Source organism: Verruconatronum alginivorum (assembly GCF_056590205.1).
Genome location: NZ_JBWPVQ010000001.1, coordinates 2595491 through 2613721, shown reverse-complemented (window position 1 = coordinate 2613721; position 18231 = coordinate 2595491). Strand labels below are relative to the sequence as shown.

At 60.2% G+C, this 18231-nt stretch carries 12 protein-coding genes; 6 read left to right on the top strand and 6 right to left on the bottom strand.

The genetic code is table 11. The annotated features are described in order from the left end of the window. Positions 1–10: 10 nt before the first annotated feature. Positions 11–502, top strand: a complete 492-nt coding sequence (locus ACWUI2_RS09260) for a response regulator (RefSeq protein WP_486982572.1) — start codon at positions 11–13, stop codon at positions 500–502. A 24-nt stretch (positions 503–526) separates the two neighbouring features. Continuing rightward, complete coding sequence (locus ACWUI2_RS09255; protein WP_486982571.1) at positions 527–1975, top strand: sensor histidine kinase; 1449 nt, start codon at positions 527–529, stop codon at positions 1973–1975. Between the two features lie 1074 nt (positions 1976–3049). Here ACWUI2_RS09255 and glgA read toward each other — a convergent pair. Further along, a complete protein-coding gene (glgA, locus tag ACWUI2_RS09250) occupies positions 3050–4492 on the bottom strand; it encodes a glycogen synthase GlgA (RefSeq protein WP_486982570.1) in 1443 nt (480 codons plus the stop codon). Between the two features lie 54 nt (positions 4493–4546). Between glgA and ACWUI2_RS09245 the strand changes: the two genes are divergently transcribed. From ACWUI2_RS09245 to mtaB, 4 genes are all read left to right on the top strand, one after another. Next, positions 4547–6802 (top strand): ribonuclease R family protein, encoded by a 2256-nt coding sequence (locus ACWUI2_RS09245; protein ID WP_486982569.1) that lies wholly within the window; start codon positions 4547–4549, stop codon positions 6800–6802. 170 nt (positions 6803–6972) lie between these two features. Then, complete coding sequence (locus ACWUI2_RS09240) at positions 6973–8256, top strand: glucose-1-phosphate adenylyltransferase (protein WP_486982568.1); 1284 nt, start codon at positions 6973–6975, stop codon at positions 8254–8256. 10 nt (positions 8257–8266) lie between these two features. Beyond that, positions 8267–9115, top strand: a complete 849-nt coding sequence (locus ACWUI2_RS09235; protein ID WP_486982567.1) for a universal stress protein — start codon at positions 8267–8269, stop codon at positions 9113–9115. Positions 9116–9361: 246 nt separating this feature from the next. After that, a complete protein-coding gene (mtaB, locus tag ACWUI2_RS09230; RefSeq protein WP_486982566.1) occupies positions 9362–10744 on the top strand; it encodes a tRNA (N(6)-L-threonylcarbamoyladenosine(37)-C(2))-methylthiotransferase MtaB in 1383 nt (460 codons plus the stop codon). A gap of 18 nt (positions 10745–10762) precedes the next feature. On the opposite strand, the gene ACWUI2_RS09225 is transcribed toward mtaB, so the two are convergent. The 5 genes from ACWUI2_RS09225 to ACWUI2_RS09205 form a co-directional block, all read right to left on the bottom strand. Then, positions 10763–12199, bottom strand: coding sequence for a trypsin-like peptidase domain-containing protein (locus ACWUI2_RS09225; RefSeq protein ID WP_486982565.1), 1437 nt, complete (start codon positions 12197–12199; stop codon positions 10763–10765). A gap of 258 nt (positions 12200–12457) precedes the next feature. Beyond that, positions 12458–13168 carry a Crp/Fnr family transcriptional regulator gene (locus tag ACWUI2_RS09220; protein WP_486982564.1) on the bottom strand — a complete coding sequence of 237 codons (711 nt, stop codon included), beginning with the start codon at positions 13166–13168 and terminating at the stop codon, positions 12458–12460. A 127-nt stretch (positions 13169–13295) separates the two neighbouring features. Next, entirely contained in the window at positions 13296–14636 is a 1341-nt protein-coding gene (locus tag ACWUI2_RS09215; RefSeq protein ID WP_486982563.1) for a hypothetical protein, read from the bottom strand. Positions 14637–14661: 25 nt separating this feature from the next. Next, positions 14662–15267, bottom strand: coding sequence for a DUF2249 domain-containing protein (locus ACWUI2_RS09210; RefSeq protein ID WP_486982562.1), 606 nt, complete (start codon positions 15265–15267; stop codon positions 14662–14664). 406 nt (positions 15268–15673) lie between these two features. After that, complete coding sequence (locus tag ACWUI2_RS09205) at positions 15674–18169, bottom strand: ATP cone domain-containing protein (RefSeq protein ID WP_486982561.1); 2496 nt, start codon at positions 18167–18169, stop codon at positions 15674–15676. Positions 18170–18231 lie beyond the last annotated feature (62 nt).

Below are 18231 nucleotides of genomic sequence, written 5' to 3'. Positions count from 1 at the left end.
CGAAACGAGTATGAGCAAGATCCACATCTTATGCGTCGACGACGAAATCGACGTCCTTGAAGCGGTCGCCCGCGACCTAGCCCCGATCGAAGAATGCTTCCATGTCGAAACCGTTGCCTCCGCCAAGGAAGCGCGGGAAACAATCGACCGGATCAAAGCCGCCAAAGGAAACGAAGTCGGCCTGATCTTCTGCGACCACATCATGCCCGGCGAACGGGGCGTCGACCTCCTGGTGGAGCTGAGCCGGCGGCCCGAAACCGCCGACACCAAAAAGGTCCTCTTCACCGGACAGGCCGGACTCGAAGATACCGTCACCGCGATCAACAAAGCCGGCATCCGGTATTACCTCGACAAACCATGGACCCAGGAGCGGTTGCTGGAAGTCGCGAGGGAGTTGCTGACCGATTACGTGATCGAGAAAAACATCGATCCGCTCCCGTTCATGAAATGCCTGGATGCGGTCCGCCTGTCGGAACACCTCCACAAGCGCGACCGTTGGTGAGACCGTATCCATTGGATTGATTCAGTGGCCGAATCCGACAACTCCAACCGCCGGGGAACGTTGGCGGCGATCCAGGAAGTGATCGCCGCCGATCCGACGCTGGCAGGCTCCGTCGTCAGCTTCGAAAAGGGAACCACCCTCTTCAAGGAAGGGGACAACCCCCGAAAGCTCCTCCTGATCATCGAAGGAAGCGTCGCCCTCCGCAAACGAAACGACGCGGGGGAAAACATCGAAGTCGACCACCTCGAAGGGCAGTTGCTCGGGATCGTATCCTACATCTCGCGACAACCGGTCTATGTCACGGCGGTGGCCGCCACGTCGGTCCGCGCCATCATCTTCACCTGGGACCAATTCGAGAAGCTTCGCGAAACGTATCCGGATCTTTACCACCATCTTTACCACGTCACGGAACGCAACCTCGCCTTCCGCTATCGCGGCGTCGTCCAACTCCATCTCAAAATCGCCACGATCAACCGCGAACTCGAGCAGGAGCGGGCGGACCTGAAGGCGGCGCTGGCGGAACTCCGCCAGACCCGCAATCGCTTGGTCCACCAGGAAAAACTGGCGACCTTGGGCCAACTCACCGCCGGCCTCGCCCACGAATTGAACAACCCGATCGGCGCATTGAGCCGTTCTGTCGAGTATCTGCGGGAAAGCATCCGCCAAGCCATCGCCCATCCGGCCCGCGATGCCGACCTCGCGATTCGGCTCTGGGAAGCTGGCTTGAGCAGCGCGGTGCCCGACAGCATGCAACGCCGGACCCGGATGGAATCCCTCGAAAACCGCTTTCCCGATTTCCCCCGCCCCCTGCTCCGTCGGCTCGCGATCGTGCCGGACGATCTCCTGCAGCTCGCTTTCAACGGAAGCGGATGGAAAAAGCCCCAAATAACCGAAGAAACCGCCCTGCAGGCGCTCCTCCATTTCGAAACGGGCTACTACCTGCGCTCCATCGGACTCGGAGCCGACCGGATCAGTCGCCTGGTGGTCAGCCTCCGCAACTACAACCGGGGCAGAACCGACGCGACCGAGCCCGTCGACATCCGCGCCGGGATCCAGGACACCCTGGTCATCGTCGGAAACCGTCTCAAAGACGTCGATACGGACCTTCGACTGGCGGAGACCCCTCCGGTTTCCGGGAATTCCGGAGAGCTCAACCAAGTCTGGACCAATCTGATCGTCAACGCCTGTGACGCGATGAACGATCAAGGAAAACTGGTGATCGCCTGCGGCACCGAGGAAAACGGCTGGGCATACGTCAGCATCACCGACAGCGGCCCCGGCCTCCCTCCCGGGTTTGTTGAAAAAATCTTCGAACCGAACTTCACCACCAAGACCAACGCCACCCATTTCGGCCTGGGCCTCGGCCTCGCGATTTCCCGAGAAATCATCCAGAAACACGGCGGCGAACTCACCGCCCACAACGCCCCCGAAGGGGGCGCCGTTTTCAAGGCTACTCTCCCGCCCGCCCCGTGATGTCCGACAACCCACGGAACCGCCCGCGACGCCCGACATCAAACCTCCACCCATCGTCCCAACCGCAGCTGTCGGGCGGCAGAGCCAACCCGACTACGGCAAACATCCGGCGAAAGCCGGGATTCAGCGCAGACTTCCCCGTAACATCGAGTTTTCACTCGATGGCCCCGTCGTCTCCCCCCGTAGTGGGGTTGGCTCCGCCGCCCCACCTTGTGGCGTCCGATACTCCGGCAACCCACGGAACCGCCCGCGACGCCCGACATCCAACCTCCACCCATCGTCCAAGCCGCAGCTGTCGGGCGGCAGAGCCAACCCGACTACGGCGAACATCCGGCGAAGCCGGGATTCAGCGCGGACTTCCCCGTAACATCGAGTTTTCACTCGATGGCCCCGTCGTTTCCCCCCGTAGTGGGGTTGGCTCCGCCGCCCCACCTTGTGGCGTCCGATACTCCGGCAACCCACGGAACCGCCCGCGACGCCCGACATCAAACCTCCACCCATCGTCCCAACCGCAGCTGTCGGGCGGCAGAGCCAACCCGACTACGGCAAACATCCGGCGAAAGCCGGGATTCAGCGCGGACTTCCCCGTAACATCGAGTTTTCACTCGATGGCCCCGTCGTTTCCCCCCGTAGTGGGGTTGGCTCCGCCGCCCCACCTTGTGGCGTCCGATACTCCGGCAACCCACGGAACCGCCCGCGACGCCCGACATCAAGCCTCCACCCATCGTTCAAGCCGCAGCTGTCGGGCGGCGAAGCCAACCCGACTACGGCGAACATCCGGCGAAAGCCGGGATTCAGCGCAGACTTCCCCGTAACATCGAGTTTTCACTCGATGGTCCCTCGCCGTCTCCCCCCGTAGTGGGGTTGGCTCCGCCGCCCCACCCCGTGGCGTCCGATACTCCGACAACCCACGCGACCAACCCGCGACGCCCGACATCAAACCTCCACCCATCGTCCCAACCGCAGCTGTCGGGCGGCGAAGCCAATCCGACTACAGCGAACATCCGGCGAAAGCCGGGATGTTACCTCATTGCCGAACCCCTGAGCACCGCATTTCCGGGCAGCCTCCGCCGTTCACAACGAACTGTCGTAAAGTTTCTCGTAACCGGCGGCGGCCTTTTCCCAGGAAAAATCTTTGGCCATCGCCCGCTGGATCGTCTGATCCATCCGCTTCTTGTCTTCGTGCAATGCCTTCGCCCGCTCCAATCCGTCGGCGAATCCGGTCCGGGTCGGCGGGAACGAAATACCCGTTCCTTCTTTCGGATGGGCGTCGACGTCGATCACGGTGTCCGCCAATCCTCCCACCCGGCTGGCCAACGGCAGGGTTCCGTAACGCATGCTGTACATTTGATTCAACCCGCACGGCTCGAAGATCGACGGCATCAGAAAGAAATCGGATCCGGCTTCGATCCAATGACTCAATTTCTCGTTCATCCCGGTGTTGACGCTGACCACCTCCGGATGAGCCTGGGCCAACTCCGCCAACCAACGTTCGTAATCCGGATTCCCACTCCCGAGAAGAATCAAACGGCTGTCCGTCGTCAGGAAAAAATCGATACAGGCCCGCAGCAACTCCGTCCCTTTTTGCTCGGCGAACCGGCAGATCATTCCGAATACCGGACCTTTCCCTTTCGGCTTCAGTTTCAACTCCTTCAACAACCGCTTCTGACAGTCCGCCTTGCCCGACAGGTCCTTGGCGGAGTATTTCGCGGGCAAAAACTTGTCTTTTTCCGGATTCCAGATGTCGTAATCGATGCCGTTCAACTGACAGAACAGATCGTCTTTTCTGGTCGCCAACACCCCTTCGAGTCCGCAACCGAACTCCGGAGTCAGGATCTCCCGGCAATAGGTCGGACTGACCGTCGTGATCCAGTCGGAGAAGAGGATGCCCGCTTTCAGGAAGTTGACCTGCCCGTAATACTCGAGCCCGTCGACGCCGCGCAATTCGTCAGGAAACCCGGTCAATGGAAACACCCGCATCGGATAGATCCCCTGGAAAGCAAGGTTATGAATCGTGAAAATGGTCTTGCCCGCCAGAAACGCCCCGCGCCGCCGTTCTTCGATCCGGAGCAGCAACGGGGTCAGGGCGGTCTGCCAATCGTGGCAATGCACGATGTCGGCCTTGAACCGGAGGTGGCTCAACACCTCGACGATCGCCTTGGCAAAAAAGATGAACCGTTCCGCGTTGTCTTCGTAATCGCGGGCCGGAGTGCCGTAGGGAAACCGCCGGTCGAACCATTCGTCGCGACAAATCAGGTACAACGTCCGGTTCTTGCCGAGCTTCTTCGCCAACACCTCTCCCCGGAAAACCTGGTCGCCCATCTCGATCCCGAGCGAATGAATCCGGGTGGCGTCGGCCAGCTCGGGCCGCTCCAGAACCGCCCGGTAACCCGGCAAGAAGACCGCCACTTCATGCCCGCGCTGAGCGAGCGCTTCAGTCAAGGCCCCGACCGCGTCGGCCAGCCCCCCGGTCTTTACGAATGGAAACAACTCGCTTGCGGCATGGACGATCTTCATGAACACTAATGATGAAGACAGAACACCTTCTATATCAAACCAAAAGAATGCCGCATGACCGCTCGTAATCGAATCCTCCAGTTGCTCCGCCGCAAAGATTACCTGCCCCTCCAGAAATCCGAGATCGTCTCCCGCCTCGCCGGCAAGAAGAAGGAGAAGGCGGAGGTCGAACGAATCCTCGACGAATTGCTTCTCCAGGGCGAAATCGTCCGCATCAAAAAGAACTGCCTGGTCCTCCCCGACGACGCCAACCTGGTCAGTGGTCGCATCGTCTTCCGCCAGAGCGGCTCCGCCCTGCTGATCGCCGAAGCCCAGGAAGGGAAGAAACCGGTCCCGCCGATCAACATCCGGGGCGAGGACACTTGGGTCGCCATGCACAACGACCGGGTTCTCGTCCGCCTCGAAGATCCCCCGCGCAACCGTCGGCCGCGTTACGAGCGTCCCGACGGAAACGAGCGCTACGGGCGGGTCATCCGCATCCTCGAACGGGCCCGCACCACCGTCACCGGTTGTCTCCAAAAAACCAAGTTCTTCTACTTCGTCATCCCCGACGACCCCCGGATTATCCAGGACATCTACGTCCCCGCTCCGGCCAACCTCGACGTCAAACCCCGGCCGGAGGTCGGCGACAAGGTCGTCGTCCGCCTCCAGGAATGGAAACAGCGCCACGTCAATCCCGAGGGCGAGATCATCGAGGTCCTCGGCAAAAACCAGGAACCGAGAGCCGAGCTCAAAGCGGTTTTCCGCAAATACGATCTCGACCTGACCTTCCCCGAAGCGGTCGAAAAGGAGGTCGCCAAACTGCCCGACGTCGTCCGCAAGCGTGACCTGAAGGGCCGCTACGACATGCGGGACGTTTTCACCTTCACCATCGACCCCGACGACGCCAAGGATTTCGACGACGCCTTGTCGATCGAGGAACTCCCGAACGGCGACATGCGGATCGGCATCCACATCGCCGACGTCGGCGCCTACGTCAAACCGGAATCCGCCCTCGACAAAGAGGCCAAACGGCGGGGCAACTCCACCTATTTGGTCGGGACCGTCATCCCGATGCTTCCACACAAGCTGTCCAATGGCCTCTGCAGCCTGAAGGAGGACGAGGACCGCCTGACCAAGAGCACCTTTTTGACTTTCACCAAGAACGGGAAGATCAAGGACAGCGCCTTCGCCAACAGCGTGATCCGCAGCAACAAGCGTCTCACCTACCGCCAGGCCTACGCCTTCCTGAAAGAGGACAACCTGAAGAAAATCCGCGCCGTCCCCCTTCCCCCGGCCCACCAAACCGGTTCGACCGGCCGGGCGTTGACCGATCTCACGGACGACGAGTTGTCCGCCCTGCAACAAGGAGTCCGTCAACTCTGGAAAATCGCCTCCGTCGTCCGCAAATCCCGCATGGCCACCGGAAGCCTCGACCTCGACGTCCCCGAGGTGAAGATCTTCGTCGACCCCGACGGTTACGCCGACCGGATCGAAACGATCGAATACGACGAAACCCACCAATTGATCGAGGAATTCATGCTCCTCGCCAACGAGGCGGTCGCCACGGTCCTGACCCGCGCCCGGATCCCGTCGCTTTACCGGGTCCACGAAAAACCGCTGGAGGACAAGCTCAACGACTACCGCGAATTGCTCGGCACCTTCGGCATCAAAGTCGGCGACCTCTCGAAACGGGGCGAGATCCGCAAGGCGTTGCAGATGGTCAAAGCCCACCCCCAGAGCCACACCTTACGGGTGCAGTTTCTCCGCAGTCTCCAACGCGCCCGCTACATGGCGAAGCCGCTCGGACACTATGGGTTGAACAAGAAAAACTACACCCACTTCACCTCCCCGATCCGCCGGTATTCCGACTTGGTGGTCCACCGGATTTTCGAATCGTATCTGGAAAAACATCTCGGCGAAGGCGGTCTCGGGCCTAAACTGCGGCACTACACCCAGGCCGAACTCGACCGGATGGGCGATCATCTCACCATCACGGAGCAAAACAGCACCGAAGCGGAGCGCGACCATGTGAAACTGAAGTTGCTCGAGTTCTTCGAACGGGAACTCGGGAAAAAGGAGCGCCAGAAATTCGACGCGATCATCGCCGACGTCCGCAACCACGGCATGTTCGTCGAACTGATGGGATCCCAAGCCTACGGCCTGATCCACATCTCGACCCTGCGCGACGACCTCTATTCGATCACTCCCGACGGCACCGCGTTGAAAGGACGCCGCCGAAAAAAGAAATACGAAATCGGCCAAAAGATCCAAGTGGTGACGGAACGAGTCGACCGGTTCAAACGCCAAATCGATTTTCGCCTGGCCTGAGCCACACCACCAGCCCGGGGGACGGAGGAATCCCGCCCAAAGTTGGGTGAATCCGTCCCCTTTTTGGTTGCCGGATTCGCAAGTTGAATTATTCATTAACAGGGTGCGAACAACGGCACGTCCGATCCTATTTCATCGGCACGGCCGGACGGCTCCAAACAACCATAAATATGACACATTCAAACGTACTTGCGATCATCATGGGAGGCGGACGCGGCACCCGCCTCAGTCCTCTCACCAAACAGCGCGCCAAACCCGCCGTCCCCCTCGCCGGCAAGTACCGTCTGGTCGACATCCCCATCAGCAACTGCCTCAACTCCGGCATCAACCGGATCTTCGTCCTCACCCAGTTCCACACCGCCTCCCTCCACCGGCACATTCAAAACACCTACAAGTTCGACCCGTTCGGCGGCGGTTTTGTCGACATCCTTTCGGCCGAACAAACCGAGTTGAAGGAGTCGTGGTACCAAGGCACCGCCGACGCCGTCCGGCAAAACCTCCTCCACTTCGACGACCATGGCTACGATTACGTGGTCATCCTTTCCGGCGACCAACTCTACCGCCTCGACGTCGGCGACATCGTCCGCCAACACATCGAATCGGAAGCCGAAATCACCCTCGCCGCCAAAGCCTTCCCGGCCGCCAAGGTCAAGGGCCTCGGCCTGATGCGCGTCGCCGACAACCTCGATGTCCTGGAATTCGTCGAAAAACCGACCGACCCCAAAATCATCAATAGCCTCGCGATGAGCGACGAGCTGCAGAAACAGCTGAAAGATCCGGGCAACCAGAAACATTGCCTCGCCTCCATGGGGATCTACGTGTTCGACAAACAAACCCTGATCGATTCGCTCGACAACGAGATGAAGGATTTCGGCAAGGAGGTCATCCCCTCCCTCCTCGGAAAGACCAAGTTGAAGGCCTACGTTTTCGACGATTACTGGGAAGACATCGGCACGGTCCACTCCTTCTTCGAAGCCAATCTCCAGCTCACCGACCCAATCCCGCCGTTTAACTTCTTCCTCCCCGGCCAACCGATCTACACCCACGCCCGCTATCTCCCGGGCTCCAAGGTCAACCGGTGCGAATGCGAACGGGTCGTCATGTGCGACGGCTGCATCATCAACGACGCCAAACTCACCCGTTGCGTAATCGGACACCGCTCCAAAGTCGACGCCGGCACCGTGCTGAAAAACGTCGTCATGATGGGCGCCGATTACTTCGAAACCCTCGAGGAGATCGCCGACAACCGCCGCAACGGTCTTCCCCCGGTCGGGATCGGCAAGAATTGCCGGATCGAGAACTCGATCATCGACAAAAACGCCCGGATCGGCGACAATGTCACCTTGAGCCCGGCCGGGAAACCCGACCTCTTCGAGACGGACGGCATCGTGGTCCGCGATGGAGTCCTCACGGTGCTCAAGAACGCGATCATTCCCAACAACACCACCGTGTAACCGCTCCCGTATGAATAAAATCCTCATCTGCACCGACGGTTCCCACTACGGCAACATCTGTTGTGAATACGGCGGATGGCTCGCCGAACGGCTCAAGCTTCCGGTCGAGCTGCTCTACGTCACCGACCTCCGCCAATTCGAAGTTCCGCTGATCGCCGACTTGAGCGGCAGCCTCGGCATCCAGCCCTACCAGGCGATCCTCGGCCAACTCCAGGAGCTCGAAGGGAAAAAGGCGGAGGTGATTCTCGCCGGAGCCAAAGAAAGCGTCAAAGCCCAGTTCCCCGGAGCGACGATGCACGCCACCCACAAGACCGGCCTCCTGGTCGACTCGCTCGGGGAGTTCGAGAAGGAAGCCGAGTTCGTCCTTCTCGGCAAACGGGGTGAACGCTCCGGTTTCGCCACCGAACACCTCGGCTCCACCGTGGAACGGGTCGTCCGGGCGAGCAAGAAACCGTGCCTCGTCACTTCCCGCAGTTTCCGTCCGATCAAGAAGATGCTTTTGGCCTACGACGGCGGGAAAAGCTGCGAAAAAGCCGCCGAGTATCTGGCGAACTCCCCGGCCTTCAAAGACATCGAACTTCACATCGTGATCGTCGCCGAGGACTCCGGCAAAGAGGAAAGCGCCCTCGCCCATCTCCGCCGCGCCGAAGACCGGCTGAAAACCGCCGGCTACAACACCGCCTGCCACATGCTCCACGGAGTCCCCGAAGAAGCGATCGCCGAGTATATCGCCGCCCGCAACATCAATCTCCTGATCATGGGCGCCTACGGCCGCGGCCGCATCCGTCATCTCTTCATCGGCAGCACCACCACCGAGATGATCCGCCGCTGCCTCGTGCCGGTCATGCTCTTCCGCTGAGGCGCGGGGCGCCTCTTCAGCGGAAGAGCATGACGATAGACGATAGACGATTGCGAGAAATCGGCACCCTCTGGCGAGCAATCGTCTATCGTCTATTGGCTATCGTCTATGCGCGCAGCGCTCCGCCCAGCGCCCGCCCGCGCTTGATTTATCCCCTATCATCTATTCTATCGTTTAACATCATGCGCAGAATTCTCCATCGTCTATTGGCTATCGGCTATTGTCTATGCGCGTAGCGCCTCGTCTATGTGCTCCGCGCCAACAGCATCCGTCCATACGCTCGGTTGCCGACTAAACCAGTCGGAGAGCAATTTGATCCGCGAACAACTGGAGGAACGAGGCTACCGCGTCGTTCCGTTCGGCGACTCCGCCGACCTCGCGGTGATCAACACCTGCACCGTCACCAATCTCGCCGACGCCAAATGCCGCAACGCCATCCGGTCGTTCACCCGGAAAAACCCCGACGCCTTCGTCGCGGTCGTCGGTTGCTACTCCCAGATGGGTTACAAGGCCGTCGCGGAAATCCCCGGAGTCGACCTCATCCTCGGCAATCAGGATAAACTGAGCCTCCTCGACTACGTCGACCTCGGCAAAAACGATCGTCCACTGATCGTTCGCGACCGGATCGACAAAACCGACTTCACCATCGCCTTCGCGGGCGACACCCCGTTTCCGAAACGCGCCAACCTGAAGGTGCAGGATGGCTGCGACTTCATGTGCTCGTTCTGCATCATCCCATTCGCGCGCGGCCGCGGCCGCAGCCGGGAACTCGACAACCTCCTCGACGAAGCCCGCAACCTGGTCGCCCGCGGCGTCCGCGAACTGGTTCTCACCGGCGTCAACATCGGCACCTACGATTTCGACGGCCACGACATCCTCGCCGTGGTCGACCGGCTCGACCGCATCCCCGGCCTCGATCGAATCCGGATCAGCAGCATCGAACCGACCACCATCCCGGTCGAACTGTTCGACCGGATGAACGATCCCGCCCATGCCCTCCTGCCGTTCCTTCACATTCCCCTGCAATCCGGCTGCGACCGCATCCTCCGGGAAATGCGCCGCAAGTATTCTATTTCCGAATACCTGGAGTTCATTCACCACGCCGTCGAAAACGTCACCGATCTCTATCTCGGCACCGACATTATGGTCGGCTTCCCGGGTGAAACCGAAGAGGAGTTCGAGGAGACCTGCCGTGTGTTCACCGAAAACCCGTTCGCCTTCTGCCACGTCTTCTCCTACTCCGAACGCGACGGCACCCCCGCCGCCCGCTCGACCGATCAAGTTCCGATTCCCGAGCGGGCCCGCCGCAGCGCCCACCTCCGCCGCCTCAGCGCCAACCGCCGTCACGACTTCTACGCCCGCCACCTCGGGCGAACCATGCGAGTCCTGTTCGAAGATCCGAAACCAGGACTCTGGCCGGGCTACACCGACAACTACATCCGGGTGGTTCTCGAAACGAGCACTCTCCCCGATCCCACACTCGACCTGACCAACCGCACCGCTTCAGTGCGGCTGGAACGGATCAGCGCCGACTTCGTCGAAGGCTCGCTGGTCGAACTCTTCGACCAACCCGGATTTCAGGAATGTTCAGGGATCAGGAATTCAGAAAACCTCCCACCGGAAGCCTGAAACCTGACACCTGACACCTTACTGCAATTCGACTACCACGTGGTGCACGCTGCCTTGATGATAGAGAACCACCAGATTCCGACCATCCTGGACCAAATCGCGGGCGTTCTCCACGTCGCCCGCCGGTTGACCGTTGATCTGGATGATCACCGCTCCCGGCGGAAATACCTGGGCGTGCGGCGTTCCCTCCGCCACTTCCGTGACGACGAGGCCGCTGATCTCAGCGGGAAGGCCTAACTGCTCCCGCATTTCCGGCGATAGCGGCGCCACCATCACTCCGGGCAACAATTCATTCCCTTCGATGCGAGGCTCCTCCCGCGAACGCCGGTCCGGGGAATCCTCCAGGTTGCCCAACGTCGCCTCCAGACTCACCCGTTCGCCGTCCCGCAGCACCCCCAGCTCCACTGTCGTTCCCGGCCGCCGCTGGCCGACCTCCAGCCGGAGCTCGCCCGCCGTCCGGACCCTTTTCCCGTTCACCTGCACCACCAAATCACCGTCGCGAATCCCGGCCAGGCTCGCCGGGCTGCCGTCAATCACGTCAATTACCCGCGCCCCATCCAAATCTTCCCCGCCGTTGCGGGGAGGAGCCCCGAATTCGACCGGCATCCCCGGGTGGGTATCCCGGAGCGACACCCCAAGATAACCTCGTTGCACCTCGCCGAATTCGATCAGATCACGCATCACATCCCGCGCCATGTTGATTGGAATGGCGAATCCGATCCCGACGTTTCCGCCCCCGGGCGAGGCGATCGCAGTGTTGATACCGACCACCCGCCCCCAGGAATCGACCAATGGTCCACCGGAGTTGCCGATGTTCATTGACGCATCGGTCTGCAAAAAGTCTTCGTATCCTTCCTCGCCCAAAATTCCGATTCCAGTCCGGCCCCGGGCGGAAATGATCCCGGACGTGACCGCATGCCCGATCCCCAACGCGTTGCCGAGGGCGAAGACGACATCCCCGACCTCGATCTGGTCACTGTCCGCCAACACCGCCGCCACGTATTCCCGTCCGGCTTCCCCGTTCAAACGCAAGACCGCGATATCGGTGGCGGCGTCCCGCCCAACGATCTCCGCCTCCAACTGCCCGTAATTGGCGAATTGAACGATGATTTCGTCGGCCCCTTCGACCACATGGTTGTTGGTCAACACGAATCCTTCCGGGGAGACCACTACCCCCGAGCCAACGCCACGTTGCATCCGTTCCTCCTCCCCGGCGAAAAAGCGGCGGAGATCGCCCAAAGCATCCTCTTCCACGGTCCGTTGCGAATAAACACTGACTACGGCGGGCAGTACCCCTTTCAGCATCCCGGAATAGCTGTTGACGACGGCTGTCTCCTCGCGGTCGATCGGTGTGTCGTCGATTCTTAAACTCAGTTCGATCTCTTCGTTCGATCCCGTGCATCCGAGCGGGAACAGAACGGCGCTACAGAGCAAAAACGGTATTGATATTCTCATCGTCTCCTTGGTCAGTCGTTGGTCGGCCAGTCAGCCGGGCGGATGGGCCATAGAGAGCGCCCGGCTCATTCCCAAAGACTATACTCCTTTTCGCGCCCTCCGCCCATCGGGCCACGGGTGGATCGCCGCTTGGTGAAAAGCATTACACCCCGCCAGCATTGCCAAGGGAAATCCCTCGGGGCATTCCCGCCCTTTCCCTGGAACAGACATTCCCGTCCGTGAAAAAACAGGCAACCATGCCTGTTTCACCGTCGCCCCCTACATCACCTGCCCGAGCGACAACAGATCGTCCGGTTCGGCGATCGTCACCCGGTGACCTTGCACTTCGATCGTGCCGCGATTCTTGAGGAATTTCAACAACCGCGAAAGCGATTCACTGGTGCACCCGAGATGACTCGCCAACACCTGCCATGTCACCGGAATCTGCACTTCCTGCCCCCGGTCCGGCGGCATCTTGCCACTGAGCCGGAGCAAATAAAGGGAGAACCGGGCCTCGACGTTCTTCAAGGTCAGATCGTCGACCAATGTCACCAGATGCCGCAACTGGGTTCCGGTCGACGCCAGCAATCGCATCCCGAGACGGGGATTCCGCATCATCTGTTCGCCGAAATCCTTGAACGGCACCAACACCACCTCGCTCGGCCGCTCCGCCTGGACCGATGCCGGAAACGCCCGACCGTCCCCCATCGCCGCTTCCCCGAACGATTCGCCAGGCCCAACCATCCGCAATACCTGCTCCTTGCCGGACACATTCGAGCGGAAAATCTTCAACACCCCGTTCCGAACAATGTAAAACCCGCGGTAGGTCTCCCCTTCCCGAAACAACATTTCGCCTTTGGAGAGCTGCCGGAGTTGACAGAGGTCGGCGATCGGCTCCAAGTCTTCCTGGGGAAGCCCGGCGAAGATCACCGACATCTGGAGGGCCACTTCGATTTGCCGATGTTTCGAACTGCGGGTCTTGATGGTCATGGTCATAACGTTCCGGCGCGAAGACACCTCGCGTCCAGGAATGCCAGCCATTTTACCTAAAATCGGGGCACACGGCCACGCGTCCATTGCCCATGACTCCGCATCCCTTGCCCGGGACGCTCCTTCGTCAACCCGCCTCCGACGGTCGCGACACCGCCCGCTTCCAGACAACCCAGAGGTTGACCGCCAGCCAAACCGAACTGACCGCGACCAACGCGGTCGCCCCCGCCATCAGCCCCCGATGATCGAACCCCGTCGCCACGATCACCCCGACCGTCCCGGCGACATAGACTCCCAACTGGAGGACCGCCGAGACCGTCGGCACCAGGTCCCGGACGTTCGGCACCCGAACCCGCCCCGCCACTTCACTGAATTTCTGCAACCAGATCATGAACGGAACGATCTTGTAAAGAAAGGCTTGGATCAGCAGCCCCAGACAACCGAGTATAAAAACCGCCCCATAGACAATCACCAGACGGTTATGGGTCAACGGATCGAGAATCCCGTTGCCGAAGCCGACCACCAACCCGAGGATCACCGTCGCCCCCAGGGCCGCGAAGCCAACCGCCGCAAACCGCATCGGGAATTCGATTTTCCGAACCTCCAACTGCCGCGACGGCGTCGAACGCACCCGATTGCGCTTCTGATAGATCACCGCCACTTGCCACAGACAAGCCCCGATGCCACCGACCAACACCAATAACGCCGCCTGCCCCACCCTTGGCAAAGCTTCGAATGCGGTCGTCACTCCCCAGCCGATCAAGCCGACATGGATCATCCAAAACCCCCACGCCACCGGCTTCAGCGAATAACCGTGCGACAACAGAAACATCGGCAGCAACTTCAATCCGACCCCGACGATCACGCAGAAAATCCACCCGACGAATCCCGCCTGCGCATGCAACTTCAAAAAGGTCAGGTGCGACACATCGATCATCGGATAAACCAGATGGATGCTCAAAAACAACCCGAGCATCACCGTCACCAACAGATAAATCACCGCCGCATACAAATACCGTGCCGTCCATGTCCAAGTCTTCACCTGCCGGTAAGTCACCAACATGTTCCACACGAACAACGCGAAACCGAGCCACAACACCGAGGCGAAACTATGCAACGGCCAATCGAGCCGCCCCCACCAAAAACAGGCGATCATTCCGATCGCCCCGGGCACGTAAAATCCAAGTTGCCACCACGCCAACCTCTCGCTCCCAATCCGAACATCCAACACCACCGGGATAAATTGAAACAGCACCCCGAAAATCGTCAGATTAACCCAACCCAGGATCGCCAAATGCACCCACGCCAGAAATCGGGTGTTGGCGAAAAATCCGGTCCATTCGCCATAATGCCAAACACTCCATCCGGCGAGAAATAGAAAGGAAAGCAACCCTCCCGCCAAATAGGTGTAAACCAACGTTCGGGAGGGCGCGTTCTTCGGACGCAAGGCTACCGGTGCGGACATCATCGAGGAGGAAACGACCGCGACTTCCTCACGAACGGCGCCAGATTCGGACCTGCCAATAATCCTCTTCGATCTGGGCAGTCCGGTAAGCGTAGCCTCGCTCAACCAATACGTCGAAAAGCATCACCGGATTCCGGTGGTGATGCACCAACAAAACTTCCCCATACACCACCGACTCCAACGCCGCCAAGACCTCCTCCATCGGTTCCGGCGGTTCCAATCCGCGCACATCGAGCTCGCGGATCCCTCCCCCGCCGACTGTCGTTTCCTCGTCGTCCTCCACAGCCTCGTCCTCTTCGTCGAACTCCTCTTGAAAAAAGAAAATCTCCCAGAGCGTCTCCGGCCCCGACGCCACCTGCCGGCCCCAATGCTGATATCCCTTGCGGGCCATCACTCCGAACAAAGGCAACGGCTCGAACGGCGCGATCAATTTCAAAACATCCCCGGCGCCCAGTCCCGCGACAGTCCCCATGATCTTGGTAAACGGATCCTCACCCGTCGCGAGGATTCCCCGCACGTCGAGTTCGTGAATCCGGTCCTCCCCGACCTTCTTTAAAAGATCGGGAACATCCTCGTCCTCCTCCATTGCTCCACTCACTGTTCGATCCGGGCTCCTTTGGGATTCAAATTTCATCCGCACACTTTAAAGGATCAGCCTCCGCCAGTCTTTGATCCAGGTCAAATCCGTTATGCCTTCGCAAACACCGTCGACCACGGCACTGACGGCGGCTGAAGCGCGCCGCTCCAGTCATCCGGCGAAAGCCGGATGCTACCCGTAGCATCGAGTTTTCACTCGATGAGACAGAGCATACGCCGGAACTTCGCGCTTGAGCCGAAGACCGTCGCCCACGGGAACGTCCCCCACCCCCACCAGTCAAACAACGGCGGCTGAAGCGCGCCGCTCCTCCATCCGGCGAAAACCGGATGCCACCCCGTAGCATCGAGTTTTCACTCGATGAGACAGAGCCTAAGCCGGAGCGCTTCGCGCTTAAGCCCAAACTCCAACGGGGAGCAACCTCACACAGGCCGCCCCACCTGACTCACACCAGTTCACAGGCGCCGCCGGCGCAGGCGACGACGTCTTTCAACGCGGTTTCGTCGCTCTTCTCCTGCAATTGAGTGTAATCGACGGGAACGTATTTCAACCGGTTCCATTTCGCGATGTCGTCTTCCGTCGCCACTTCCTCCCGGGGGGCTTGCACATACGTCTTGTCCCCGCTGTAGGGCAACAACGCCACTCCGGTGAAATACTCGCGGTTCTCCCAAATGAATTCCGCCACCGCATCCCACTCCTCCGGCTTCACCGTGCAGGTGTTCGAAACGTTGTGGTCCAACCCCGGCGCGAAGGCTTCGTGCGCCCGCCCCGCCTGTACCCAATGCTTCTGGACGAATTTGACGTAGCCCAAAAACTCCACCGCCCCGACGTCGTCGCGGAAGATCGCCCCTTCCGGCGCTTCCACCGGAAAGGTCAACACGTCGTCGGTGTCGGGTTGATACACCGACGGCTCCGCCATGTGCGGATTCGCCCGCCGCATATGCTGGAACACCGGGTCCTTCCGATTGCACTGCACCCGGCGGAAATACCGCTTGGCATGATGCGGATGAATCCCCGATCCGGTCTCCAGCAACAACGACGCCGTTCCTTCCGGCTTCACGCAGGTCACCCGCGCCGCCCGCCGGATCCCGAGCGCCTCCGCCACCACGGCGTTGGCTTGCTTGCAGATCCGCGCCCCCTTCTCCAGGATACGGGCGTTCAAAAACATCGCGGGGTTATCGAGTATTCCACAAATGGATACGCCAAGCAACGCCTCCCGCTCGTTGAGGTAACGGCTGACCGCCCCGAGATACGGGATCTCCGTGTAGGAGGCCTGGACCGTTCCGATCACCGCCGCCCAGAAACAAGCGCGGTAGAAGTCCATTTCCTCCTCCGCCTTCGCCGCGTTGATGGTGGTCAGATTGCACATCTGCCATCCTGACAAAAACACGTCGCCGTCGAGGTCACCAAGATATCCGAGCGCCCGCAAACGCTCCTTCTCCGTCTCCTCCAAGGCGCCGCGCAAGATCGGATTCAAACCGATTTCACAACACGGGTTGCAGCCGTAATCGAGGTCGTTGGTGAAATAAAACCCGGGCTCCCCGAACTCCTTTTGACTCTCGAACAGGCGCAGGAAATCCTCCTTGCTCCCGGCCTTCCGCTCGATCACCGCCGAGTTGTTGGAGGCGGACCGTTGCGGATTGGTTTCGAACCAATCGCCGGTTTTCGCTCCCATCATGTCGGTGTCGTCCGCGGAAAAGAGACAGATCGTCGCCGACCGGCGGACGCCGCCCGACAACACCGCCCGGGCGACATGCATGCAAATGTCGTAGGCTTCAATCGACTTCAATCGTCGGCCGGATGCTTTTTGCAGGATCTTCTCCACCGCAGCCAAGGCCCGCTTCAACGGCAGATGCCCAGGGGCCTTTCCTCCAGAGGTGCGCAGAGGCGCGCCTCGGGGACGGATCTTGGTGAAGTTGTATTCGATTTTCTGTCCGTTCAGGAACGACCGGAACAACGCGTCCAAGGCGTCGGCCCATCCTTCGATGGTGTCTTCAACGGTAAAATGCCAGACCGGGAGATCCATGTCCTGAATACGTTTCGGAAATACCGGCAACCGGGCGACATGGTGTTTTTGCACGGAAAAACCGCAACCGCAGCCGGCCAACAACAGATAAAAATATTCCCGGAAGAATTCGATCCGGTCGGTCGCGCTGAAACAACAGTTGAACATCCGGGCGTGCGCCGCCAAAACGGCTTCGCCACCGAACTGCAACGACCGCATCGAGGGCAACACCCGCTTCTCCTTCACTCCGCCGAAGGCTTCGTCCAGGACATCACCGAGTGTCTTTTTCCCGAACAACTCGAACAAATCCTCGTCGACCGGACCGAAGATCGGATCTTCCTTCGCCAGACGCGCCATCACCCGACCAAGACTCCGGCGGCTTTTCTGCCGTCCGATCTTGGTCGCGTGCATCGTCGCCACCCGATCCACCGCTTCGCCGAAGGTTTCCCGGCGGCCGAGGTCGGCGCGGTAACGGGCGTATTTCGAGACCGCGATATAGTCGCTCAACCCGTTTTCCTTGTAGCGGTTGATCCGCAACTCCGCTTTTTTCTCGCGGTAGAGAATGTAGGAGCGGGCGACTTCCCACTCCCCTTCCGCCGCGATCGCCTTTTCCACCGTATCCTGGATCTCCTCGATCGCCGGATTCCGGCCGCTGAGGTAAACCAGTTCCAGCATCTGACTGGTCCGCTGGGTGATCGTCATCACTTTCAAAAAATCCTCCGCCTCCAACCCGTAACACTTCGACGCGTCGCTGCGGTGGGGATTGGGCGCGCCATTGTGCCGCACGTCGTAAAAGGCGAGGGCGATCGCCCGGCTGATTTTTGAGGCGTCCCACGGAACGCTGTTTCCGTCGCGTTTAATGACCGCGCGCTGGTCGAAGGAAATCGCCCGGTATCTTTTTCCGGGCAGCTTGATGGTGAGAGTCTCGTTCTCCATGAAATAATGAATCCTGGTCGGTTAAAAGGGTCTCCAGCCGAAGATCTCGGGCTGAGCGGAAA